We start from the raw sequence: 23,457 nt of genomic DNA, 5'->3' as shown, positions 1-23,457 counted from the left end.
CGCCCAGGCGGGGTACCCGGACAGCTTCCGGGTGCCGTCGGGACGTACGGTGGTGGACGAAGCTGCGGTCAGCCCACGACCGCCAGGATCTCCACCGGTACGGAGTCGACGCCGACCAGCCCGGTCGAGTCGAAGACCTCCAGCCACACCGACCAGGTGGTGGTGGTGCTTCCGCTCTCCAGCAGCACGAGTTCGGCGGTGAAGTTCGCGCAACTCTTCGGCAACACCACGTCGTTGTCGAGCGGCCCACCGGTCGGCACCGCGCTGCCCTGGCAGAGCACCTTCTTCACCCCGCCGTTGCCGTACGCGGTCCACCGGTAGCGGGTCCCGGCGATCGCCCCGTCCTCGGCGTCGGTGCCGGTACCGGCGAACGCGATCGACTCCGGTTCGCCGGCGCTGGTCAGCTTCAGCGCCGACGCCGGCTGGGCGATCGTGGCGGTCGGTCGGGACTGCCCGGCCGGTACCGCCGTGACCATGAAGACGCGCTGCGCACTGGGCCCGCCCGCCGTGAACGTCACGGTGTACGTCCCCGGGGTCACCAGGTTGGCCGGCAGGCTGGCCTGGTGGCCGGTCTTCTGGAGTACCACCGTGTCGCCCCGGCGGACGGTCCAGGACGTCTCCGCGTCGGGCACCGGGTTGAAGGTGTCGGGGTCGACGGTGGTGCCGACCAGGCTGACCGGCTGACCGGCGGCGAGCGTCAGCCCGGCCGGTGGCGAGACGATCGCCGCCTTGGTCGGGCTGTCCAGCACCGTGACGGTGACCGCCGCCGACCCGGTGCGGCCCAGGCTGTCGGTGGCACTGGCCGTGATGACGTGGGTGCCGGCGGAGAGCGACGGCACGAACGTCATCGAGCCGTCGCCCAGCTTGCCGTCGAGGTTGCTGGTCCAGCTGAGCGGGATTTCCTTGCCGAGGAAGTCGGTCGCCGTACCCCACAGGTCCACCGACTGGTGCACGCCGAACTGCTGCTTGGTCTTCGGCGTGGTGATGCTCACCGTGGGCTTCTCGACCTTGACCCCCAGCGCCTTGGCGACGGCGGACAGGGCGTCGACCCGGCGCTGGCTGCCGGTCACCTTGGCACCGAGCCCGCCGACGTGGGCGGTGCTGTTGAGGATGTCGCGGACCTCGGCGGCGGTCAGGGTCGGGTCGGCGGCCCGCACCAGTGCGGCGACACCGGCCACGAACGGCGCGGCCACGCTGGTGCCGCAGGTGTTCTTCGTCGCGTTGTTCGCCGGGTTGCCGGAGTCGGCGAGGGTCCGGACGCACATCGGGCCGTAGATCTCGACCGAGGTGTCGAGATCGGCGGTGCCGAAGTTCGATCCGCCCGACACCGTCGCGTCCGGGTTCATGCCGCCCACACACATCACCTGGGCGCTCTCGCACGGTACGTGCAGCGTGGCGGCGTCGATGTTCAGGCTGTCGTTGCCGGCGGAGGCGACGATCAGCGCCCCGGTGTCCCGGACCCGCTTCATCCGCCGGTCCGTGAAGTGGCTGGCCCACGCCTTACCGATGTTCACCTGGCGGCTGAAGCTGAGGTTGACCACGTCCGGATGGGTCGCCTCGGCGGCCTTCTCCAACCGGCGCAGGACCGTCCAGTAGTCGATACCGTTGCGGACGGCGACGAGTTCCTCGACCACCGGCCCGGCCGGTCCGGCGGTGCCGTAGTCGTTGTCGACCCGCCCCATCCCGGCGAGCGTCACGTCGGTGGCGTGCCACGGGCAGGCCGTGCCGCCGGTGCACTCGTTGACGTTGGGCTCGCCCCACTCCGCCCCGTGCAGCGTCACCTTGGTCGGGAAGTCGGCGTTGGACCTGAACCCGCCGTCGAGCACCAGGTACTTCACCTGCTTGGTCAGCTTGCCCTTGGACTGGAGCAGCTGCCAGGCCGGCGCGACCCCGATGTCCATCGCCCCGCCGGCACGCATGTACGACCAGTCGAAGACGTTCTTCGCGATGTCGGGGGCCTCGAACACCTCCCCGTCGGCGATGCCGGACGGCTCCACCAGCCAGTCGAGCACCAGCTCGGTCCCGGCCCGCCACTCGGCCGCAGCCAGCGCGAGAAGCCGCAGTGCCCGCTCGTCGCCGACCCGGTACGTCCCGGACTGGCCCGGCTCGGCGGCGAGCAGGTCGCCGACCAGTCCCGCCGGATCGGCGAGGCCGGCGTCGACCCGTACCAGATGGTCCTGACCCTGCGCGTCCGGCGCGAACGAGTCGAGCACCTGCCCGTCCCACCGGGCCAGGAAGGCGTCCAGCGCCGTCTGGTCGGCCGTCCGCACCATCACCTCGTCCAACACCAGGCCGGCCGGCGCGCCGTCCGGTCCGGCCACCACCCCGATCTCCCGGCCGGTGCCGAGCCGACCGACCGGGTCGAGCGGCAGCCTCGGTGCGGACAGCCGCTGGTCGACCCGGAAGGCCAACGGTTCCTCGCTGGTCGTGCCGGCCGGGGCGCCGGGTACCGTCGCGGCGGCGGCGGTGTCCACTGTGGTGTTGGCGAGGAGCCCACCGGCGAGCACCGCCACCACGGCGGCGGCCAGCAGGCGGTGTGGACCGGTGCCCGGATGGCGGGCGGAACGTGTCACAGTCATGCGCGTCTCCTCGATCTGGTCGGTGCGGTGACACCGGTAGGAGCGCGAGCGGGTCGGCATGCCAACAGAAACACTCCAGAAAAGTTTTTCTTCGTTCTACTGGACCGGTCGACGAGCATGGGAGCACTGATGGATACGGCGGCACCGGACGACCGAACGCTGGTCGAGGCGATGCGTCGAGGCGACCGGGCCGGTCTGGAAGGGCTGTACCGGCGGTACGCCGACCGGCTCTACACGTACGCCCGAGCGATGCTGCGTGATCAGGAGGCGGCGGCGGACGCGCTGCACGACGCGTTCCTCCTCGCCGGCCAGCGCATCGACCAGCTCCGCGATCCCGACCGGTTGCGCCCCTGGCTCTACGCGATCGTGCGCGCCGAATGCCTCCGGCAACTTCGGGAACGGTCCCGTTCCTCGCCGCTGGACGAGGCCGACGAGCCGGTGGCCGACACCGCCGACCCGGGTACCGGCGTCAACGCCGACCAGGTACGCGACCTCGTGCACCTCGCGACCGCCGCCCTCAACCCCGGCGACCGCGAGGTGGTCCACCTGGCGATCCGGCACGACCTGTCCGCCGTCGACATCGGCGCGGCGCTCGGAGTGCCCACCAATCACGCGCACGCGCGGCTGTCCCGGGCCCGGTCACAGCTCGAACGGGCACTCGGCGCGCTGCTCGTCGCCCGCAGCGGCGCGCAGGACTGCCCGGAGCTGGCCGACGTGCTGGACGGCTGGCAGGGCCGGCTCACCCCGACCCTGCGCAAGCGGGTCTCCCGGCACATCGACGGCTGCGCCAGTTGTGGCCTGCTCCGACGCGAACAGCTCAACCCGGCGGCACTGCTCTCCGCGTACACGGCGCCTGCGTTCCTCGTCGTCGCCGAGCCGGTGTGGTCGAGACTGGCCGAGGCCGGCGCGACCGACGCCGTGGTGGACGCCGACGGCGGTACGGCAGACGCGGTCGACGATCCGGCGGACGCCGACGGTGGTACGGCCGACGCGGTCGACGATCCGGCGGACGCGATCGATGTCCCGGCCGGCCGGCCGGACGGCACCGGCCACGCGACCGGCGACGGCGCGACCGGCGGCGGGGCCGGACCCGGTCCGTCTACCGCCGCGCCGCCGGCCGGGTCGACCAGCCCGGCGGATGTCGCGGTAGCCCTCGAACCGGCCCCAGGCTCTGGCCACGAGCCGAGCCAGAAATCCGAAGACAAGCCGGGCAAGGAGTCCGGAGACGAACCGGGCAAGGAATCCGGAGACGGGCCGAGCCAGGAATCCGGAAACGAGTCGGGCCAGGAATCCCTGGATGCGCCTGGCAAGGCGTCCAGGGAAGGGGCGAGCGCAGGGCCGCAGGGGGCGGGCGCGAGGTCCGGCGATGGGTCGAGCCCAGGATCGGCCGACCGATCGACTGCGCGGCCGGCGCTCGGCGCGGCGGCGTCGACAGCCGCGCCGCATCCCGTGCGTGCGACCTCCGGTGTGGCGAGCCGTGGCCGGCGCCGACGGCGGTTGGCCGCGACCGCCGGCCTGCTGGTGGTCCTCGCCGTGGGAATCTGGGCGTTCGGGCCTGACCGACCAACCGCCGAGGAGGCGGCGGCGACCTCCGGCGTACCGGTCGAGAGGTCCGGTCCACCGGCCGGCGGGCCGTCGCTGCCGCCGCCCGCCACCCCCGCCGCCGGTCCGGCAGCCCGACCGGCGTCGACGGCCGACCCGGTCGGCACCGACGGCCCGTCCGTCGCCCCCGGCACGCCGGGCGTCGTGGCTGGCAGCGCCGGCCCGGCTGCCGATTCGGCCGGGTCGGTTGCACCGCCCGAAATGCCGGCCGCGCCGAAACCGGCCGCGTCCCGGCCGACGGCACCCCGGCCGACCGCGCCACGACCAACCGCGCCACGGCCGACCGCCGGGCCGCAGTTGGCCATCGCGTTCACGGTTACGGCGAGCGCGCACGTCCGGTGTGGTCAGGACACGTACAGCCTGGTCGTGCAGGCCACCGCCAGTGCCGCGATCAGGGCCGCAGAGCTGCGCTGGACGCCCGCCGGGGCCGCCGCGTCCAGCCGGGCCATGACGGTGGACGGGTCCGCCGCCCGGGTGACCGTGGGACAGTTGCGCGCGTCGACGCTGACCTGGACGGTACGGGCGACGGCCAGCGACGGCCGTACCGCGCAGACCCCCACGTACCGGCTCACCAACCCGTGCGTACGGCCGGGCTAGCGAATGTCGGCCGTCCCCGGCAGGTGGTGGCGTCACCGCTGGTAGCCGTTCTGCGGTAACGGTGCTGACGTGCGGTTCTGGCGGTGGAGACAGGTTGCCGCCGTCGAGGTTTGCCGTTGGTCTGGTGGGTATGCCCGCACGGTGAAGAGGTCCGCGTCGGATGTGCCGGTCTGCCGCCTGCTCGACCGTCGGCGACGGTGGCGGGGCTGATGGGTGCCGTCAGGCTACCCGACCCGACGGTGCGGACGGCGACCGGCCGCGACGGGCAGGCCGGTGACCTGGCCATGTCGCTGTCGGAGCGGGTCGCCGGCGAAGTGCGCTTCGATCCGGGCAGCCGGGCCCTCTACGCCACCGACGGATCGAACTACCGGCAGGTGCCGATCGGAGTCGTCGTACCCCGTGACCCCGACGACGTGGCGGCGACCGTCGCGACCTGCCAGGAGTACGGTGTGCCCGTCCTCTCCCGGGGCGGCGGTACGAGCCTGGCCGGCCAGTCCTGCAACGTCGCGGTGGTGATGGACTTTTCCAAGTACGTCAACCAGATCGAGTCGTTCGACCCCGACGCCCGTACCGTGGTGGTGCAGCCGGGCATCGTGCTGGACACCCTCAACGCGCAGACCAGACGCCACGACAACCTGATCTTCGGGCCCAAGCCCGCGACCCACTCACACTGCACGATCGGCGGGATGATCGGGAACGACTCGTGCGGCTCGACGGCGCAGTGGAGCGGCACCACGGCCGGCAACGTCCGACGGCTGGAGATCCTCACCTACGACGGCACCCGGATGTGGGTCGGCGCCACCTCGGAGGACGAGTACCAGCGGATCGTGGCTGGCGGCGGCCGGCCGGCGGACCTCTACCGACGCGTCCGCGACCTGCGCGACCGGTGCGCCGAGCAGATCCGCCGGTTCCCCCGACTGCCCCGGCGGATCTCCGGATACAACCTCCCGGCGTTGCTGCCCGAGAACGGCTTCCATCTCGCCCAAGCGCTCGTGGGCAGCGAGTCGACCTGTGTCACCGTGCTCCGCGCCGAACTTGCGCTGCTGCCCGAGCCGGCCCACAAGGCGATGGTGCTGCTCGGCTACCCGGACATCGTCGCCGCCGCCCGGGCCGTGCCGGAGGTCAACCGGTTCCAGCCGTTCGTGCTGGAAGGCATCGACGACAAGCTCATCACCTTCGAGACCCGCAAGCACATGCATCCGCAGGCGCTGCACCTGTTGCCCCGCAGCGGCGCGTGGCTGCTGGTGCAGTTCGGCGGTGCCACTGCGGACGAGGCCACCGGCAGGGTCGACGACCTGCTCGGCGCGCTGGCCCGGGCCGGGCACCCGCCGGTGGCCAAGGTCTTCGCCGACGTGGCCCACGAGGAACAGATCTGGGCGGTACGCGAGGCCGCGCTGGCGGCGACCGCCCGGGTGCCCGGCGAGGCCGACACCTGGCCGGGTTGGGAGGACTCCGCCGTGCCACCGGAGCAGCTCGGCGACTACCTGGCCGGCTTCATCGCCCTGCTCGACGAGTTCGGCTACGGCGACGCGAGCCTCTACGGGCACTTCGGCGACGGCTGTCTGCACACCAGCCTGCCGTTCGACCTGATCACCGTCGACGGCGTCGCCGCGTACCGGGCGTTCGTCGAACGGGCGGCGGACCTGTGCGTGTCGCACGGCGGCTCCCTCTCCGGCGAGCACGGCGACGGCCAGTCGCGCGGCGAGCTGTTGGCCAGGATGTACGGCCCGGAGATGGTGTCCGTGTTCGAGGAGTTCAAACGGATCTTCGACCCGGACAACCGGATGAACCCCGGCAAGATCGTGCACGCCGACCCACTCGACGAGCAGCTCCGGCTCGGCCCCGGGTACGCCCCGGCCGAACCGGCCACGCACTTCCAGTATCCGGCCGACAAGAACAGCTTCGCCCGGGCGGCCAACCGGTGTGTCGGCGTCGGCAAGTGCCGCCGGCCCGGTGGTGACGGGGTGATGTGCCCCAGCTACATGGTCACCGGCGACGAGCAGCACTCCACCCGGGGCCGGGCCCGGCTGCTGTTCGAGATGGTACGCGGTGAGACCGTCACCGCCGGATGGCACGACCCGTCGGTCGCCGACGCGCTCGACCTCTGCCTCGCCTGCAAGGGCTGCAAACGCGACTGCCCGGTCAACGTCGACATGGCCACCTACAAGGCCGAGTTCCTCGCCCACCACTACGCCGGCCGGATCCGCCCCCGCGACCACTACAGCCTCGGCTGGCTGCCGGTCTGGGCCCGGCTCGCCACGCTCGCCCCGGGCACGGTCAACGCCGTCGCCCACACCCCCGGCATCGGCACCCTGGTCAAGCGACTCGGCAACCTGGATCCCCGGCGGGATCTCCCACGCCTGAGCAGGGCCAGCTTCAAACGCTGGTTCCACCGCCGTACCCCGGGCGGTTCCGGTGAGCGCGGCCCGGTCCTGCTGTGGCCGGACACCTTCACCACGTACCTGTCCCCCGGCATCGGTGCGGCGGCGATCGGCGTACTGGAGGCGGCGGGCTTCCGGGTGGTGCTGCCTCGTCAGCAGGTCTGCTGCGGGCTGACCTGGATCTCCACCGGTCAGCTCGGCGTCGCCCGCAGGGTGCTGCGCCGTACCCTGGACGTGCTCGCACCGTATCTGCGCGACGGCGTGCCGGTGCTGGGCCTGGAACCGAGCTGCACCGCGGTCTTCCGGTCCGACGCGCACGACCTGCTCGGCCACAGTCTCGACGTCGAACGCCTGGCCGGCCAGACCAAGACGCTCGCGGAACTGCTCACCGAGCGGGCCCCGGAGTTCACCCCGCACCTGCCGGCGCCGGACGGCCGTCGGCCCCGGGCGATCGTGCAGACCCACTGCCACCAGCACGCCGTGCTCGGCTTCGACGCAGACACCGACCTGATGGGCCGGGTCGGCATCGACGCCGAGGTCCTCGACTCCGGATGCTGCGGGCTGGCCGGCAACTTCGGGATGACACCGGAACACCGCGAGGTCTCGCTCGGCTGCGCCGAACGGGTACTGCTGCCGGCCGTCCGCGACGCCGACCCGGCCACGCTCGTCCTCGCCGACGGCTTCTCCTGCCGTACCCAGATCGATGACGGCGACACCGGCCGCCGAGCGGTCCACCTGGCCGAAGTGCTCAACGGCGCTGTCCGGGGTACGCCGATCGGCGACTATCCGGAGCGGTCCGTGACCTGGCGCCCCGAAGGACGGCATGCCCGGAGTTGACGTACCCGTCGACGACGTCTCGTGGGCGGCCTACCGGATGCCCACCGAGGGGGCCGAGGCCGATGGCACCATCACCTGGAACGCCACCACGATGGTGCTGGTACGGGCCCGGGCCGGCGCGGCCGTCGGCACCGGCTGGACCTACGCGCCGTCCTCGGCCGGGACACTGGTCGGGGAGATGCTCGCCGCCGTGGTGACGGGCCGGTGCGCCCTCGACGTCCCGGGCGCGTACCACGCCATGCAGCGGGCGGTACGCAACGCCGGGCGCCCCGGAATCGCCGCCACCGCCATCTCCGCCGTCGACACGGCGCTGTGGGATCTGAAAGCCCGACTCCTCCAGGTGCGCCTCGCCCGGCTGATCGGCACCGTACGCGACGAGGCCCCCATCTACGGCAGCGGCGGCTTCACCAGCTACGACGACTCGCGGTTGACCCGACAACTGGAGCACTGGGTGCACCAGCTCCGGATTCCCCGGGTGAAGATCAAGATTGCGGAGTCGTGGGGAACCGCCGTCGACCGTGACCTGGCCCGGATCCGGCACACCCGGCAGGTTGTCGGCGCCGACGCCGAACTCTACGTCGACGCCAACGGCGGCTACACCCACAAACAGGCCATCCGGGTCGCGCACGCGGCGACGGACCTGGACCTGCGGTGGTTCGAGGAGCCGGTCTCCTCCGACGACCTCGACGGCCTACGACGGGTCCGCGACGCCATCGCGGCGGACGTCACCGCGGGCGAGTACGGGTACGACCTCGACTACTTCCGGCGGATGTGCGCGACCGGAGCCGTGGACTGCCTACAGGTCGACGTGAGCCGCTGCGGTGGCATCACCGAGTGGCAGCGGGTCGCCGCCGTCGCAGCCGCCCACAACCTGCAAGTCTCCGGGCACTGCGCTCCACACCTGCACCTCGACGCGGCCGTCGCCACCGCCAACCTGCGGCACCTGGAATGGTTCCACGACCACGCGCGCATCGAGTCGATGCTCTTCGAGGGCGCCCTGACGCCGGAGGGCGGGACACTACGGCCGGATCTGTCCCTGCCCGGTAACGGCCTCGTGTTCCGCGACGCCGACGCGGCCCAGTACCGCGTAGCCTGACGACCCGGTTGAACTATCACCGGTCGGATTGCGGCACTGTAGCCGAAAGACGGCATCGGTTCCGGCCCGTGCACGGGTCTGTCCCGCAGCCGGAGACCCCGCCGCCGAGAGCGCCCAGTTCACGAGCAGGAGGACCACGTGCGCGTCGTACGCGTTATCGCCGACCTTCGAGTGCCTGACGTCGAGGCGGCGAAGAGCTTCTACACCGACTATCTCGGACTGGTGACCGAGGAGTTCAACATGGGATGGGTAGCCCGCTACACCGCCCCCGACAGTGGGGCAAATGTCCAGCTCGTGACGCGCGACGCGACCGCACCCGAAGACCCGGTCATTTCCGTCCAGGTGGATGACGTGGAGGGCGCGTACCAAGAGGCGCAGAGGCTCGGCTACGAGATCGTGCACCCGCTGACGACGGAGCCGTGGGGTGTGCGCCGGTTCTTCGTCCGCGCACCGGACGGCAACGTGATCAATATCGCGTACCACCGAGCCTGAACCAGCGGCGCAGCGCTCGGATCGGCGGTTCAGCGACGGTCACGCACCCGAACGTGCGCGCGTGTGGTGCAGGGTAGGGTCGGGCGGAGGATCAGCGGGTGATCACCCCGGCGACCTGCGGAACTTTCGAAGAGGTTGCCGGAATACGATGAGTCCCGGCACGGTCCCTGGCCTCGACACGTCCACCCTCCGCGCACGGATATGGAAGCACCTTGAAGCTCTTGCTCACCTCAGGCGGCGTCACGAACCCGAGCATCCACTCGGCGCTCGTGCAGCTTCTCGGCAAGCCGATCGCCGAGTGCAACGCCCTCCTTGTCCCGACGGCGCAGTGGGGCCACCCGATGTGCGGTCCGGCCTCGGTACGGGGCCTCGTAGCGGCCGAGCCCCTGTGGCAGCACCTGTCCGGCCTGGGCTGGGCGTCGCTCGGTGTCCTCGAACTGACCGCACTGCCCAGCATCGGCGCGGAGCGATGGGTCCCCTGGGTCCGGGAGGCCGACGTGCTCCTGGTCGACGGCGGCGACGCGACGTACCTGTACCACTGGCTGCGGGAGTCCGGGCTGGCCGATCTGCTGCCTTCGCTGCCCGACATGGTCTGGGTCGGGGTGAGTGCCGGAAGCATGGTGATGACGCCCCGGATCGGGGAGTACTTCGTCGAGTGGCAGTCCGCCCCTGACGACCGCACCCTGGGAGTCGTCGACTTCTCGATCTTCCCGCACCTGGACGCCTTCCCGACGAACACCCTGACTCACGCGGAGCGGTGGGCCGCCGACATCGGCGTCCCGGCCTACGCCATCGACGAACAGACGGCCATCAAGGTGGTCGACGGCTCCGTCGAGGTGATCTCCGAAGGGAAGTGGACGAAACTCGGGTCATAGCCGCCCGGCTTTCCGTAACTGTCGCATCCTTGGACGTGACTCTTCGCAGCAGTTCCGAGAGCGCCTGCGCTGACCGCTTCACGACCAGCAGGCGTACCGGTCGCTTCCATCATCGCGGTGACCACTAAACCTCGCCGGTCCTGCCAGCCACAGGCGCCGGTCCTGCCGGCCGTACAGGATGCTCCGCCCCGGTGACGAGGGACCTCGGGCGGCGTCCGTCAGGCCGGGTCCGTGGCCCGCAGCCGTGGCCACCGCTGCTCGGTCCAGGCCCGCAACAGCCACTCCATCGGCCCGTACCGGAACCGGGTCAGCCACGCCGCGCTGACGGCGAGCTGCACACCGTAGATCGCGACCGCGACGAGTATGACGACCGGGGGTGCGACGGCACCGGCGAGGCCCAGCCCGACGCCGGTGAAGACCAGCACGCAGAGCAGCGACTGACCCAGGTAGTTCGACAGGGACATCCGGCCGGCCGGCGCGAGTACGGCGACGACCCGCCGCCCCCGGTCGGTCTGGAAGAACTGGAGCAACGTGGCGGCGTACGCGGCCGCGAGCAGCGGCGCGGTGAGTACGCCCGCCGTCAGCCCGGTCAGGTTGGCGGTGCCCCCGCCCGACGCGAAGACCACCGCACCGGCCAGCCCGATCGGATAGCCCAGCTTCTGCACCCGGCGCAGGAACTGGCGGTTCCCGACGACGTCGGTGAGTAGCCGGCGCCGCCCGGCCGCGTAACCGAAGAGGAAGGCCGAGAGGGCGAGCGGCCCCTGCACGAGGAGCGCGCCGAACATCGCCGGTAGCTGGCGTACGTGCTCGGTGATCACCGAGCCGATCCCGCCCTGTAGTGCCTCGGTGGACCGCTGCCCCGCCGCGAGTGCCGACGCCGGATCGGTGACCAGTTCGGCGCCGCCCGTGGCGGCGAGCGCGAGGACGAAGCCGATCCCGGCGGTCAGCAGTACGGCGGCGCGCAGCGCGGTCCCGACGCCGACTTTCCGCAGAGCGAGCAGGACCAGACCGAGCAGTGCGTACGTGGTCAGGATGTCGCCCTGGAACAGCAGCACCGCGTGCAGGATGCCGAGCACGAAGAGCCCGGCCAGCCGTCGCCGGAACCGTGGGGCGGGGTCGACGCCGCGCCGCGCGGCGGAATCGAGCTGGAGCGTGAAGCTGTAACCGAACAGAAAGGAGAAGAGCAGGTACGCCTTCATCACGAGAAGCAGCTCGACCAGCCACACGACCGCCCTGTCGCCCCACGAGTCGTGCGCGGGATCCGGAACCAGTTGGAAGGAATAGCCGGAGGCGAAGAACGCGATGTTGACGACCAGGATGAGGAGCAGCGCCACCGCGCGCAACGCGTCGACGTCGACGATCCGGGGAAGCGTCCCGGACGACGCCCGATTCCCGACAGGCGGGTCTTGGATGGAAGAATTCACGGAACTACCTCCGACCGGACAGGAATCGTGTTCGACGACTTTCCTGCGACCCTATGAAGCGGTCTGTCCGGACGACAGCCAGTGAACGGGACAATGACCGGTGGGGCAGGCCCTACCCCAGGGCCGTCACAAGGAAGCAGTACGCCGTCTGCCACGCCCCGACCCGCTGCCCCGTCGGCAGCGCGGCACCACCACCGTCGCCGGTCCCCGGCCGGGTCCGGTCGGTTCAGGGCTGGTCGTCGTAGAGGCGGGTGAGAGCCGCCGCGCCGAGTCCCGCCGGCCGGAGCGGGTTCTCCGGAGCGGCTGCGGGCACGCCGAATCCGAGCAGGTAGAGAACGGTCTCGTCGGTCCCGTCGACGCCGAGCGCCCGCTCGACGTCGCTGTCCCGGAAGGCTGCGGTCTGGTACGGCCCGAGGCCGTGGGCCGTCGCGACGAGCGCGAAGGTCTGGCCGAGGTGCCCGGCGTCGAGGTACATCACCCGCAGCGCCCGGGCGTTGTGGTACTTGTGCGCCAGCCGACCCACCACTGCGGTGACGAAGAGTGTCACCGGTGCGTGCGCGCACATCACCTGCTGGTGCGACAGGTGCGTGAGCTGGGCCTGGTCCAGCCGCTCGCCGAGGAATTCGAGGCAGTGCGCGACCGGCTCGTAGTGGTACAGGCCGTCGTCCAGTCCGGCGACGCCTCGGACGTTCACGTAGACCTCGAGTTCCGACCGGGCTCCCCCGTTGGCGTACGGCCGCAGGGGCAGCGCGCCGAGCCCGTCGATGTCGACGAAGGACTGCGGGGCGAAGGAATAGAACAGTACGGCGGAGAGTTGCTCGACCTCGACCGCCCGCTCGTCGAATTCGCGCACCGTCCGGCGACCCAACAGGACGTCGACGAATCGTCGCGAGTCAACGGGGCGGGGCCGGGGCAGCACGACGGTCGGCGCTTTCGGATAGCGCTTGAACAGCGGCGGCTGCGCGTGGGCGGAGACATCGGCGTAGACCCGCTCGGCCTCCTCCACAGAGGCGACGAACGGAACGTCCTTGGTACCGAAGTGGAACAGCATCGCCTCCGGTCCCCAGCGCCGCCACGCACCGTGCGCGTCCGGGTCTTCGTCGCCGGCTGCGGCGCTGCGCACCAGACCGGCGGCTTGGAGTTCGGTCAGCGTGGCGTGCACCTCGGCGGGGTCGACGTCGTAACCGTCGGCCCGCAGGTCCTCGGTGAGCTGCCGCACCGTCGCCCCACCGGCGCACCGGTCGAGGATCAGGAGGGTGTCCCGGCTGACCTCGCAGACCTGACCGGTCATCGCGTCCAACGCGGTCGCCCTGCCGTCGTACCAGGAAATCGTGAGGGTTGACTTGGTGACGAACTCCATCGCGTGCCGACCTTTCCCGTCGCGCCGGTGCGTGCCCGTGCAGGGCACACACCGGCGCACCGTTACGCGTCCTACTTCGCCGACGGGGCGTACGCGACGCTGACCGACGGGGCGTAGGCGACGCTCGCGGCCGGCGAGTACGCGACGTCCACCCGGGACTTCGCCACCGCCGTCACCGTGGCCTGGAGCTTCCTCTTCAAATCAGACACCTCCATCTGCCGTCCAGGGACTCGTCGCCCTGGAATTGCTCGTTAGTACAATCGCCGGGCGAATGACCGTCAAGGTCCGGCAAATTGCGCCGTGAACGATCGGCGGCAGGCCGCAGCGCCGCACGGCAAACAGCCCGGATCTTGGGCGGCGGTCAACATCGCGCGCGCCTGGGAAAAACACGGGAGTGTGCGCCCGAGAAGGCACGGAGAAAGCGCGCGGAAGTGTGCGCTTGAGAAGGCGCGAAGAAGGCGCGCGAAAGGTCGGTTGGGCGGGAGAGCGGACTCAGGTCAGGTAGTCCTCCTTTCCGCCGTCGCGGACGATGTCGAGGGTGACGCAGTGGAACCCGCCGCCGAGCACCCGCGCGTGCCGCAGCCGCCGTGGGATCACCGTGATCCCCTTGCTCTCCAGAGCCCGGAGCAGCGCCGGCTGGTCCGCGTCGACGATCGCGGTCTCGGGGTTGACCATCAGGAGGTTCATGCTGATCCACCGCTCACTGAGGGTGTGCGGCAACGCGGTCGGTGCGGTGGCGATCTCCGGGCACCACAGGATGTCCCACGTGTCGAACGGCTCCGGAACGGCGTCCGGCGTGATCCGTTCCGGGTTCAGCAGGACCAGACCGGGACGCAGCAGGGCGATGGTGCTGTCGATGTGCGTGTAGCCGTATACCCCGCGCAGCGGATGCAGCCGCAGCTCGGGATCGATCAGGCGCAGCGTCGAGGCGAGCCACCGCATGCCCAGCTCGTTGCCGCTGCGGGAGACCTGGTAGAACAGGTCCCGGCCGAGCCGGAGCACGTTCGCGGCGTCGAACACCGGTTCCGCCTCACCGAGCAGCGGACGGCCGAGGTCGTCCCACTCGAACAGGTCGTCGCGGAGCTGCGGGCGGGGCCCGGCGATCCAGCCGGCTCCCTCCCGCAGGTAGTCCTGGAACAATGGTCGGAGGTTGAAGACCTCGAAGTAGCGGGAGCGCATCGGGCTGGGTACCTCGATGATCGTGGATCCCACGATGAGCGTGAGGTCTCGCGGGCAGTAGGAGATGTAGCCGTCGGCGGACCAGTCCGGGCTGGTGAACTCCCGGCGGTGGTCGACGGCGGGCGGGCGGTGCGTCTTCACCCCCAACTCGCGGAGCGTCTCCACCAGTTCGGCCAGGTCCTCGTTCGACTCCTCGACCACCTGGCGGGGGAACTCGCCCTGGTGCACGGCCCCGAGTTCGGTCGGGGTGAGGGTCGGATAGCAGGCGAGCCACGCGGAGGGGTCGGTCATCCGGGGTACCCGGGCATGTGTGGCGTCGCCCACGACGATCTCACGGAGCTGGGTGAACTCGTCCCACGAGTTCACGGCGGTGGTACGGGACATCTCTGATCCTTCCGACGGGTCACCGACGCCTCCGGACGGAAGCGCCGTCCTCCAGGTACCGGCGGGCGGCGCGCAGGCCGGCCCGCCCGAGTCCGATGAGGTAGCGGGTCTCGTCGCTGCGGTTGCCCTTGAGCACCCACTCCCGGGCCGCACCGAGCAGCTCCATCGCGGCGGTCGCGTGCACGTACCGGGGCAGCGCGTGGTGTTCGGCGGGGGTGAGCGGCGCGGCGGGGTACATCCCGAGCAGGGCGTCGACCCGCTCCCCGAGCGACCGGGGATCGCCGTGCATGAGGTTGACCACGACCATCGCCAGCTCATGCACCCGTGGACAGCGGTTGGCGACCGCGAAGTCGAGGATCGCCACCTGGTGCGGCGAGGTGGGCAGCACGTTGGCCTTGGTGAGGTCGCCGTGCACCAGCACGTGCGGCAGGACCGCCCGGTCGACCTCGCCGAACGACGCCACCGCCCGCTCCACCTCGACCCGGTCGTCGGCCGGCAGCAGCGGCAGCATCTCGCGGGCGAGCGTGTCGATCTCGTGCACCGCCCACCAGTCCGGCACCGGCGCGAAGTCCCGCTCGATCCGATGGATCCGGCCCACCTGCGCCATCAGGTCGGTGAGCTGGTCGGCGTTGGGATGTCCGTCGCGGTCGAGGAACGTGCCGCCGGCCAGGTGGTCCATCACGATCAGGCGGTTACCGGACGGTGGGTGGCACAGCAGTGCCTCGCCGGTGCTGGGGTGCAGGCGGGGGTGCCGCACCCCGGCCGCGAGCACGGTACGGATCACCTCGACGTACCGGGTGGTCAGGGGCTCCGGCCGGTGGATCGTGAAGACCTTGAACACGTACCGTCCGGTGCCGGTTTCCACCAGGAGATTGCAGTCGTCGTAGCCGACCGTGCAGACGCGGTACCGGTACACCGGGCCGAGGTCGCAGCGGGCCGCCGCCCACGACACGAGGCCGGGCAGGAACTCGGGCCGGTGGATACGCCGCAGCGGGTCCGGATCGTTGTCGATCAGCATGGCGGCCCGGTTCTCGACGGGGAGCCGGCACCGTCGGCGCCCCAGGCGCTCGCCTGCACTGCGGCGGCGACGACCGTGACGGCACCGGCGAGGGCGAACATCGCGGTCAGGGAGATCGCGCTGGTGACCCAGCCTCCGGCCAGCGCGCCGAGCGTCGAGCCGCCGCACAGGGCCACCCGGTGCACCGAGGTGACCCGACCGAACAGGTGGGCCGGGGTGCGACGCTGCCGGTTGGAGAACGCGATCACGTTCCACACCGCGAAGCCGGCGCTGCTGAGCGCCAGCACCGGTAGCACGATCGGCAGCGGTGGCGCGACGGCCAGCGCCAGCGCGGGCAGGCCGGCGACGAGTACCGCCCCGGTCAGCAACGGCACCGGCCCGGCGTACCGGGCGAGTCGCTCGGCGGCCAGTCCCCCGCCGGCTCCGCCGGCCGCCCCGGCGGCGAGCAGCAGGCCGTAGCCGGCCGGCGGAAGGTGCAGGACGTCGGTCGCGAAGACGACCAGGACCGCCCACCACGCCGCGTCGGCGAACGCGAGCAGAGTGCCGGAGGCGGTGACGGTACGGAGCTGCCGGTGCCGGGCCAGCCACCGGATCCCCACCCCGAGCTCGGCACGCAGCCGCGACCCGGCCACCACCGGATTCGGCATCCCCGGCTCCGGCGCGGCCGGCACCGTCGGGGCGGGTTCCGGCACCGCCCGCACCATCGGAGCGGGTGTCGGTGCCGCCGGCACTGTCGGAGCGGGTTCCGGCACGGCCGGTGCCGTCGGAGCGGGTTGCGGCGCGGCCGGCACCGTCCTGGGGGGTTGCGGTGCTGCCGATCGGATGGTGCGGGGCAGGGAGAACACCAGTGCCACGGCGAGGGCGAGCACCAGGCCGTCCGTGGCCAGGGGCAGCGCCGTCGCGACCGCGAACAGCGCCGCGCCCAGCAGCGGTCCCAGGAACTCGTTGCCGAGAACCTCGCTGCTGAGCAGGCGGCCGGCCGCCCGTTCGAGCAGCCGGTCGCCGACCAGCCGAGGCAGCAGGCTCGGTGCCGCCGTGTCCCGGAAGGTCTCGGCCGTGCCGATCACGAAGGCGACGGCGACCAGCAGCCCGATGGTGGCCACCTCGACGGCGACGCAGCCGAGCAGCAGCACCAGCACGGCCACCCGGCACACGTCGGCGACCAGCAGGATCCGGGCCGGCGGATGGCGGTCGGTGAGCACCCCGGCGTAGAGCCCGAAGACCAGCCACGCGCCGTGCTGCGCGGCGAACACGGCGGCCACCCCGACGGGCTCTCCGGAGAGCGCCGCCGCGAGCAGCGGAAACGCGCCGGCCCGGATACCGTCGGCGAGGTTGGTCGAGGTGGTGGCAGCCCAGTACCGCCAGTAGGCACCGCCCAGCCTGTCCCCGGCCACCGTCGTCGACACCACCTGACGCTCAGGCAACGATGCCTCCGGTCGGCGGCAACCCGGACGACGGGTACCGGGAGGCGGTCCAGCAGTCGTCGTAGACCGTTTCCAGGTACCGGTCGCCGAGATCCGGGCTGATCGCGACGATCCGGGAGCCCGGCACGATGGTGGGGATCAGGCTGCGGACGGCGGCGAGGACGCTGCCGGTGGAGGCACCGACCAGCAGGCCGTACCGTCGGGCGACCTCCCGACAGGTGGCGATGCTGTCCACCTCGCTGACCTGGCAGGTGTCGAAGTCGCCGCGACCGTCCCCCAGGATGGCGGGCCGGACGCTGGTGCCCAGACCCGGAAGGTGCCGTACGCCCGGCGGCGCGCCGAAGGTGACGGAGCCCTCGGCGTCCACCGCGACGATCCGGGTCTGCGGACAGTGCTCGCGGAAGTAGTCCACGCAGCCGACCAGGGTTCCGGTGGTGCCGGCGCCGACGAACAGCACGTCGACGGTGCCGAACTCCTTGTGGATGCTGCTCGCGGTGTGGGTACGGTGTGCCCGTGGGTTGGCCGGGTTCGCGTACTGGTTGAGCCAGACCAGGCCCGGATCGGCGGCGAGCGCCCGGTGGATGTGCGCGATCCGACCACTGAGGAACCCGCCGCCGGCGTCCGGGGTGGCGATCACGGTGACCGTGGCGCCGAGGCAGCGCATCGTGTCCACGGCGGCCCGGTTGGCGTTGAGGTCCGTCACGATGGTGAGCCGGTAGCCCTTCGCCGCGCAGACCATGGCGAGTGCAGTTCCGAGGTTGCCGGAGGAGGACTCGATGATCCGGGACCCCGGGACGAGCAGCCCGTCGCGTTCGGCGTCCTCGATCATGCATACCGCCGGTTTGAGCTTGATCGAGCCCGCCGGATTCAGCGCCTCGATCTTCAGGTACAGCTCGACGTCCGCCCGGTCGGCGAAGCGGGGCAGCGCCAGGAAGACGTCGTCGGTGACGATCGCGTGAGCGGCCTGGTAGATCATCGTGGCGCCTCGCACCAGGTACTGCCGCGCGCCGCCCCGTGCAGGGCGTTCGCGACGGCCGGCGTCGAATCGGGCAGCAGCCGGCACCACCACCCGGACGGGCGACCGGCCACGGTGAACAGGCCGGGTTGGATCTGGGCGACGTCGATGTCGACGTCCTCGCCGGCTCCGGCCGGCCGCAGCCACGGGAACGGCACCGGCACCGGTGCGACCAGCCGTTGCAGTACGGACGGCGTCGCCGTGGCCGCCTCCCGGACCGCGTTCCGGAACTCCTCGGCCGCCCGCAGCGCCCCGATCACCACGCCCGCGCCGAGGCTGCCGACGCACGGTTTGACGATGAGCCGCTCCGGGGCGAGGGGCAGCGGGTCGGCGCCGCCCAGCCCGGCGAACCGCCAGGGCTCCGGACCGCCTCCGGTCAGCATCCAGGTCTGCGGGACGTACCGGTCGACCACGTCCCGTTCCGCCGCCGTGAGCAGACCGCGACCGGCGGCCTCGTGCAGCATGGCGAACGAGCCCTTGTGCGCCAGCCACTCGTGGCGGAATCCGGACACCAGCACGACGTCGCCGTTCTCGGCCGCAGCGAGGACCGGGTGGGCCGACTCGGCGTCCTCGGTCAGGTCCTCGATGACGAAGTCCCGGTGGACCGCGTGTACCGGAAGCCCTCCGTGCCACAGCCGCCCGTGCGCGTACCGCAGCTCGGTCTGGGCGCACACCACCGGGTCCAGGCCGCCGGCCCGGTACCGGGCGGCGAGTTGCGGGTATTCGAGGGGGAAGTCGTCGAGGTACCCGGCCCAGTCGACGATCGCGACCCGGGGCCGCTCCTCGACCGGCAGGTCGGCGCAGTGCGCCAGCACCTCGGCGACCAGTACGTCGACCGGCGCGACGTTACCGGCCCGGTGCGCGTCGAGGAACTCGGCGAGGAAGGGTTCGGCGCGTACGTGCCGGTCGTAGTCGCCCACCAGCAGGCCACCGACCGAGGCGCCGTTGTTGACCTCGAGGAGCCGCCAGCCCTCGTCGCCGAGCAGGTAGTCGGTCCGCGCCACGGGTATCTCCCGGGGCACCTCGGCCCGGATGAACGGCCGCATGTCGGCCGGTACGCCGAAGGCGTCCATCGCCCCGTCGAGATCGCCGAAGAGCATCCGGGGCAGCCGGGGCAGCAGGTCGCCGACGACCCGTCCCACCTCGGTGAGGACGCGGTGGTCCGGGGCGTCGAGCAGCAGCGGCACCGCGCCGAGCGGGGCCCGCAGCTTCGGCGACCACTGCATCACCTGGTTGTCGGCGAGCCCACCGGCCAGGGTACGGAGTGCGACCGCCGCCCGGTCGCGGTGTCGGTCGAGGTGGGCGACGAACTCGGCGTGCAGCCGCATTCAGCCTCCTTCGGGACGGGCCGGTACGGGTGCCCGGCCCCGCCACCACAGCGTGCGCAGCTCGGAGGTCAGGGTGCCGTCCGGCGTACCCAGCCACAGTCGCGGCGGCTCGGGGAGCATCTCGGTCAGGGTGATGGCGGTCGCCGTACCGACAGTGCGGACGAAGCTGCGCACCGACAGCACCGACCCGAAGTCCAGGAACATCGGCTTGGCCTCGGCGTCGGCCAGGTAGAAGGCGTGCCGGGGCAGGCCGAGCCGGCGCCGCCAGTCGTGCAGCCGGCGCCAGTCCCGGGCGGTCGGCTCCGGCCCGCCGAACGTCGGCACGTCGGTGGGTCGCGGATCCCAGCGGCGGCGTTGCAGCACCACCCCGTCCACCACGATGCGCGGGGTGTGTTCGCCGACGCTGATCCGGGGAAGTTCGAGGGCGGGCGTCGTGCAGTGCACCAGCCCGCCGACCGGTACGTCGGTGTCGTCGTACTCGGGCAGCAGCCACAGGTCCCGACGGGTGTGCGGGTCGTGGAGTCCGATGAACCCGTTCGCCCAGCGCCGTACCCGCAGGTCGTCCACTGACACCGCGCCCGGCTCTGGCGACGTGGTGTCGAGGCAGAGCAGCCGGTGTCCGGCCGGCGAGTTGTCGGTCCCCTTCTGCGCACGCCGGATCTCCTGCACCGTCGGCTGGGCGGGGGCGAGCTGTTCGGCGAGCAGCCGCCCGAGCTGCGGTACGCCGAGCTGCTCGTCGGGGTAGAGGCCGCGCACCGGTCGGGCCAACAGCGGCCAGATGTGGTGCAGTTCGCTGAGCACGACGAGCGGCTCACCGCCGTCGTCCGGTCCCCGGCCGCCGACCGTCTGCGGGCCGGCCCCAGGCTCGCCGACGAGCATGAGGTCGGCGGCACCGAAGAGGGGCCAACGGTCGAGGTCCGGGCGGATGAGGCCGCCGGCCGCCAGGTCGGCACGGGTCAGCCGGACCGTCGCCACCGCCGGGTCGACGAGTCGGGCCAGCAGCTCGGTCGCGCCGGCCGGAAGGGACGGGGACCACCGCCGTACCTCCGTGGCGGGCAGGTCGGCGCAGCCCCGCCCGCGCAGCAGTTGGTCCAGCTCCCGCTGCCCCGCGACGCGCTCGTCGATCGCCAACGAGGCGAGCAGGTCCAGCACGGTGCCGAGCCGGTCGGCCAGCCGCCCCGCCCCGGCGCCGCCGATGCGCAGTCCGCGGACGTTGTCGAGGGCGTCCTCGTAGAGGATCGCGCGGTCGGCCGAGATGCGTCCGCCGCCGCGCCAGGCGGCCCGGCCGGTCAGCGTGGTGAACCGGTCGGCGAGCGCCGACAGCGCGGCGGGGCGACGCGGATACCGGAGGTCGGCGAACCGGGTGATGTCGTCGAGCAGGGCTGCCACCTCGGCGGTTGCGGGCGCGTCCGTGCCGGCGAGCAGTCCGCGCAGGTCGGCTCCGGGATCGGCGGTGTGGTCGCGGAAATGCCGGTCGAGTCGTAGGAGACCGCGTCCGGCGAGTGCGGTGGCGATCTCGACGGTCTCGCCCAGGCCGGGCTCGGCCGCGATGCCGGCCAGCGTCCGGCTGCCGTCGGCCCGGTCCAGCACCGCGCGCTCGGCGGGGCTCAGCCCGGCGTACCCGACGCCGATTACCCGGCGCGGCCGGCGCAGCCGAATCCCGAGTACGGAATCACTCAGCACCGCCTCCGCCAGCGCCTCCGCCGCCCAGAAGCTGATCGAGGTACGGCGTCGCCCCCGGCGACCGTCGCCCAGGCACCAGTAGGCGAGTTCGCCCAGTACGGGATCGCGGTACACGGCACGGACGCCCGAGCCGGCCGGAGTCGGGTACGCGTCGCCGACCCGGACCAGGCTGAGCGGTCCGACGTGTCCGGTCGTCTCCGCCTTGGCGCAGAAGCGCTGGAGGTAGCGGTAGGCGGTGGTTTCGATCCGCGTGCTCATCCGGCCGCGTTCCACCGACCGGACCAGCTCGTCGTGGGCGTGCGGGCTGGACATCAGCACGCCCTCGAGGAACGCCTCGTCGTACGCGCGTTTGCGCAGCAGCTCACGTTCGGTGGCCAGGGCGGTGGCGAGCGACGCGGTCAGGGCGGCCTCGGCCGCGTGGTGTGCCGCCACGGCAGTCTGCCACCGCTGCGTGACCGGGGCGGCGACCGGTGGGACGGCGGGGGCGGGTCGATAGTGGATCACGGCCTTGAGGGTGCGGTTCAGGGCCGGCCGCTGCTCGGGTCCGCACTCCGCCTGCGCCCGCTTCAACCCGGCGATCACCTCGGTACGCACCCGGCCCAGTTCCGCCGCGCTGGCCGCCGCCGCGTCCGCCCGGGAGTCCAGCTCCGGCCGTCCGAGGTCGTCGAGCCACTCGAACGGCAACCCCGCCGAGCGCAGCAGCCCGACCGGAAAGAGCTGCCACGGCGTGCGGCTAGCCATCGGCGGACAGCCTCTCGCAGGCGGCGGAGAGCCGGGCGAGCCCTTCCTGCCACCGGGCGGGCGGAAGCGCGAACGAGAGCCGGAGGAAGTATCCGTGCCGGCGCCACCAGGAGGCCGAGTGCCCGAAGGCCGGAGCGGGCAGGGTCTGCACGCCGTACTCGCGGAACAGCCGGTGGGTCGTGGCCAGGGCGTCGCATCCGTCCAGCGCCGGAAGCCGTACGAAGGTGTTGAAGTCTCCCCGCCACGGCGGCCCCGCCACGATCGTCTCCCCCCAGCCGGCCAGCGAGGCCACGTTCCCGGCCAGGGTCTGCCGCAGCGAGTCCCGCCATCCGGCGAGGCCGTTCGCGGTTGCTGGCGTACCCAGCAGTGCCCCGGCCCGGTCGAGGAATCCCCGGAGCCCGGGCAGCCCGGCGTGGTACGGCCGCAGCAGCTCCTCGACGCGGTGCCAGAGCTCGTCCGAAGTGGACAGCTTGCCGTCGGTCAGGACCGCCGGACCGCGATCACCGTCGTCGACCGTCGCGGACCCACGCCCGTGATGCGGTACCGCCGCCAGCATCCGGTCCATCAGCAGAGCCGGCGCGGCCAGCCCTGGCGACGAGGGCGCGATCAGCTCGTTGAAGCCGGCCAGCCGGGCGATCAGGTCGGCGTCGGCGACCAGCCAGCCGATCCGGAAGCCGGGTACGGCCCGCGACTTGGAGAGGCTGCCGACGGTGACGACGCCGCCGGGGTAGTCCTCCTCGGCGGCGATCGACAGCAGGTGCGGCAGCCCGCCGACCGAGGCCACGTCGGACGAGACGGTGTCGTGCAGCACCGTCACCCGGTGCTCACGCGCCCAGCCGACCAGCTTGCGCAGTTCGGCCTCGTCGTACCGCTCGCCGGTCGGGTTGTTGAACGTGTTGACGTACACCACCCGGGTGTCGCCGGTGGCGGCGGCGATCAGCTCGTCGACCGTCGGCAGCCACCGGTCCGGCTCCTCGGAGGTCACCTCGCCGATCCGGAAACCCGCGTCGGCGAGGGCCGCGCCGGCGAGCGGGAACGTCGGCGCCGGCAGCACGGCGTGCGCCCCGGCACCGGTACCGGGATGCAGTCCTCGGGCGACGAGCGCGAGCGCCGCGCTGGCGCCTGCGGTGACCAGCACGTTCTCCACCCCGACCGGCACCCCGGCCCAGGTTGCCTCGTACGCCGCCACGGCGGCCCGGCCCACGAGATGGCCGTCGGGCCCGTCGTAGTCGTGCCAGAACAGCGGATCGCGGGCCGCGCCGAGCGCGAAGTCGACCAGTTCCCACGGCGGCTCGGTGAGGTTGACCCCGGAGGAGAGGTTGACGACCGGGTCAGCCGCGTGGCGCGTCCGGTAGTCGACCTGCTCGCCGAGGGCGTAGTTCACGGCGTCGACGGCCAGCATGAACCGCCACGGCGCGAACGGGATCTCCAGGGTCGGCATG

General features: G+C 72.1%; 16 protein-coding genes. 5 read left to right on the top strand and 11 right to left on the bottom strand.

Features of this window, described 5'->3' with window-relative positions; all coding sequences use genetic code 11:
- Positions 1 to 68 precede the first annotated feature (68 nt).
- On the bottom strand, positions 69 to 2,579 hold the full coding sequence (locus tag Pen02_RS42640; RefSeq protein ID WP_203868938.1) for a S8 family peptidase: 2,511 nt from the start codon (positions 2,577 to 2,579) through the stop codon (positions 69 to 71).
- 129 nt (positions 2,580 to 2,708) lie between these two features.
- On the opposite strand from Pen02_RS42640, the gene Pen02_RS27115 reads away from it, so the two are divergent.
- The 5 genes from Pen02_RS27115 (at position 2,709) to Pen02_RS27095 (ending at position 10,459) form a co-directional block, all read left to right on the top strand.
- Positions 2,709 to 4,778 carry an RNA polymerase sigma factor gene (locus tag Pen02_RS27115; protein ID WP_203868937.1) on the top strand — a complete coding sequence of 690 codons (2,070 nt, stop codon included), beginning with the start codon at positions 2,709 to 2,711 and terminating at the stop codon, positions 4,776 to 4,778.
- A gap of 209 nt (positions 4,779 to 4,987) precedes the next feature.
- Positions 4,988 to 7,996 carry an FAD-binding and (Fe-S)-binding domain-containing protein gene (locus tag Pen02_RS27110; protein ID WP_203868936.1) on the top strand — a complete coding sequence of 1,003 codons (3,009 nt, stop codon included), beginning with the start codon at positions 4,988 to 4,990 and terminating at the stop codon, positions 7,994 to 7,996.
- Positions 7,983 to 9,092, top strand: coding sequence for an enolase C-terminal domain-like protein (locus Pen02_RS27105; protein WP_203868935.1), 1,110 nt, complete (start codon positions 7,983 to 7,985; stop codon positions 9,090 to 9,092). The genes Pen02_RS27110 and Pen02_RS27105 overlap by 14 nt, the downstream gene beginning before the upstream one ends.
- 138 nt (positions 9,093 to 9,230) lie before the next feature.
- Positions 9,231 to 9,584, top strand: a complete 354-nt coding sequence (locus Pen02_RS27100) for a VOC family protein (RefSeq protein ID WP_203868934.1) — start codon at positions 9,231 to 9,233, stop codon at positions 9,582 to 9,584.
- Positions 9,585 to 9,796: 212 nt separating this feature from the next.
- Entirely contained in the window at positions 9,797 to 10,459 is a 663-nt protein-coding gene (locus Pen02_RS27095; RefSeq protein ID WP_203868933.1) for a Type 1 glutamine amidotransferase-like domain-containing protein, read from the top strand.
- A gap of 218 nt (positions 10,460 to 10,677) precedes the next feature.
- On the opposite strand, the gene Pen02_RS27090 is transcribed toward Pen02_RS27095, so the two are convergent.
- From Pen02_RS27090 to Pen02_RS27050, 10 genes are all read right to left on the bottom strand, one after another.
- Positions 10,678 to 11,883: a DUF418 domain-containing protein gene (locus Pen02_RS27090; protein ID WP_203868932.1), complete on the bottom strand. Its 1,206-nt coding sequence runs from the start codon at positions 11,881 to 11,883 to the stop codon at positions 10,678 to 10,680.
- A gap of 226 nt (positions 11,884 to 12,109) precedes the next feature.
- Positions 12,110 to 13,243: a SagB/ThcOx family dehydrogenase gene (locus Pen02_RS27085; RefSeq protein WP_203868931.1), complete on the bottom strand. Its 1,134-nt coding sequence runs from the start codon at positions 13,241 to 13,243 to the stop codon at positions 12,110 to 12,112.
- Between the two features lie 71 nt (positions 13,244 to 13,314).
- Entirely contained in the window at positions 13,315 to 13,443 is a 129-nt protein-coding gene (locus Pen02_RS42635; RefSeq protein ID WP_275413612.1) for a hypothetical protein, read from the bottom strand.
- A 292-nt stretch (positions 13,444 to 13,735) separates the two neighbouring features.
- The gene (locus Pen02_RS27080; RefSeq protein ID WP_203868930.1) at positions 13,736 to 14,806 is read right to left on the bottom strand and encodes a scyllo-inosamine-4-phosphate amidinotransferase; all 1,071 of its coding nucleotides are present in this window, start codon (positions 14,804 to 14,806) and stop codon (positions 13,736 to 13,738) included.
- 19 nt (positions 14,807 to 14,825) lie between these two features.
- Entirely contained in the window at positions 14,826 to 15,824 is a 999-nt protein-coding gene (locus tag Pen02_RS27075; protein WP_203868929.1) for a phosphotransferase, read from the bottom strand.
- Entirely contained in the window at positions 15,818 to 17,248 is a 1,431-nt protein-coding gene (locus Pen02_RS27070) for an MFS transporter (protein ID WP_203868928.1), read from the bottom strand. Before Pen02_RS27070 ends, Pen02_RS27075 begins: the two co-directional genes overlap by 7 nt.
- On the bottom strand, positions 17,241 to 18,224 hold the full coding sequence (gene sbnA, locus Pen02_RS27065; RefSeq protein ID WP_203868927.1) for a 2,3-diaminopropionate biosynthesis protein SbnA: 984 nt from the start codon (positions 18,222 to 18,224) through the stop codon (positions 17,241 to 17,243). The genes Pen02_RS27070 and sbnA overlap by 8 nt, the downstream gene beginning before the upstream one ends.
- Positions 18,221 to 19,591 (bottom strand): hypothetical protein, encoded by a 1,371-nt coding sequence (locus Pen02_RS27060; RefSeq protein ID WP_203868926.1) that lies wholly within the window; start codon positions 19,589 to 19,591, stop codon positions 18,221 to 18,223. The genes sbnA and Pen02_RS27060 overlap by 4 nt, the downstream gene beginning before the upstream one ends.
- Positions 19,592 to 22,015 carry a hypothetical protein gene (locus Pen02_RS27055; RefSeq protein ID WP_203868925.1) on the bottom strand — a complete coding sequence of 808 codons (2,424 nt, stop codon included), beginning with the start codon at positions 22,013 to 22,015 and terminating at the stop codon, positions 19,592 to 19,594. It lies immediately after the preceding gene.
- Positions 22,008 to 23,456 carry a pyridoxal phosphate-dependent aminotransferase gene (locus Pen02_RS27050; RefSeq protein ID WP_203868924.1) on the bottom strand — a complete coding sequence of 483 codons (1,449 nt, stop codon included), beginning with the start codon at positions 23,454 to 23,456 and terminating at the stop codon, positions 22,008 to 22,010. Before Pen02_RS27050 ends, Pen02_RS27055 begins: the two co-directional genes overlap by 8 nt.
- Between the last annotated feature and the right edge of the window lies 1 nt (position 23,457).

This window comes from Plantactinospora endophytica, assembly GCF_016862915.1.
GTDB classification, from domain to species: domain Bacteria; phylum Actinomycetota; class Actinomycetes; order Mycobacteriales; family Micromonosporaceae; genus Plantactinospora; species Plantactinospora endophytica.
This window is presented reverse-complemented; position numbering and strand designations above follow the sequence as displayed.

Coding starts and splice junctions, on each gene's coding strand:
- Pen02_RS42640 (WP_203868938.1), bottom strand. CDS start 2,579: ATGACTGTGACACGTTCCGCCCGCCATCCGGGCACCGGTCCACACCGC.
- Pen02_RS27050 (WP_203868924.1), bottom strand. CDS start 23,456: ATGCCGACCCTGGAGATCCCGTTCGCGCCGTGGCGGTTCATGCTGGCC.
- Pen02_RS27060 (WP_203868926.1), bottom strand. CDS start 19,591: ATGCGGCTGCACGCCGAGTTCGTCGCCCACCTCGACCGACACCGCGAC.
- Pen02_RS27055 (WP_203868925.1), bottom strand. CDS start 22,015: ATGGCTAGCCGCACGCCGTGGCAGCTCTTTCCGGTCGGGCTGCTGCGC.
- Pen02_RS27075 (WP_203868929.1), bottom strand. CDS start 15,824: ATGCTGATCGACAACGATCCGGACCCGCTGCGGCGTATCCACCGGCCC.
- Pen02_RS27085 (WP_203868931.1), bottom strand. CDS start 13,243: ATGGAGTTCGTCACCAAGTCAACCCTCACGATTTCCTGGTACGACGGC.
- sbnA (WP_203868927.1), bottom strand. CDS start 18,224: ATGATCTACCAGGCCGCTCACGCGATCGTCACCGACGACGTCTTCCTG.
- Pen02_RS27110 (WP_203868936.1), top strand. CDS start 4,988: ATGGGTGCCGTCAGGCTACCCGACCCGACGGTGCGGACGGCGACCGGC.
- Pen02_RS27080 (WP_203868930.1), bottom strand. CDS start 14,806: ATGTCCCGTACCACCGCCGTGAACTCGTGGGACGAGTTCACCCAGCTC.
- Pen02_RS27115 (WP_203868937.1), top strand. CDS start 2,709: ATGGATACGGCGGCACCGGACGACCGAACGCTGGTCGAGGCGATGCGT.
- Pen02_RS27105 (WP_203868935.1), top strand. CDS start 7,983: ATGCCCGGAGTTGACGTACCCGTCGACGACGTCTCGTGGGCGGCCTAC.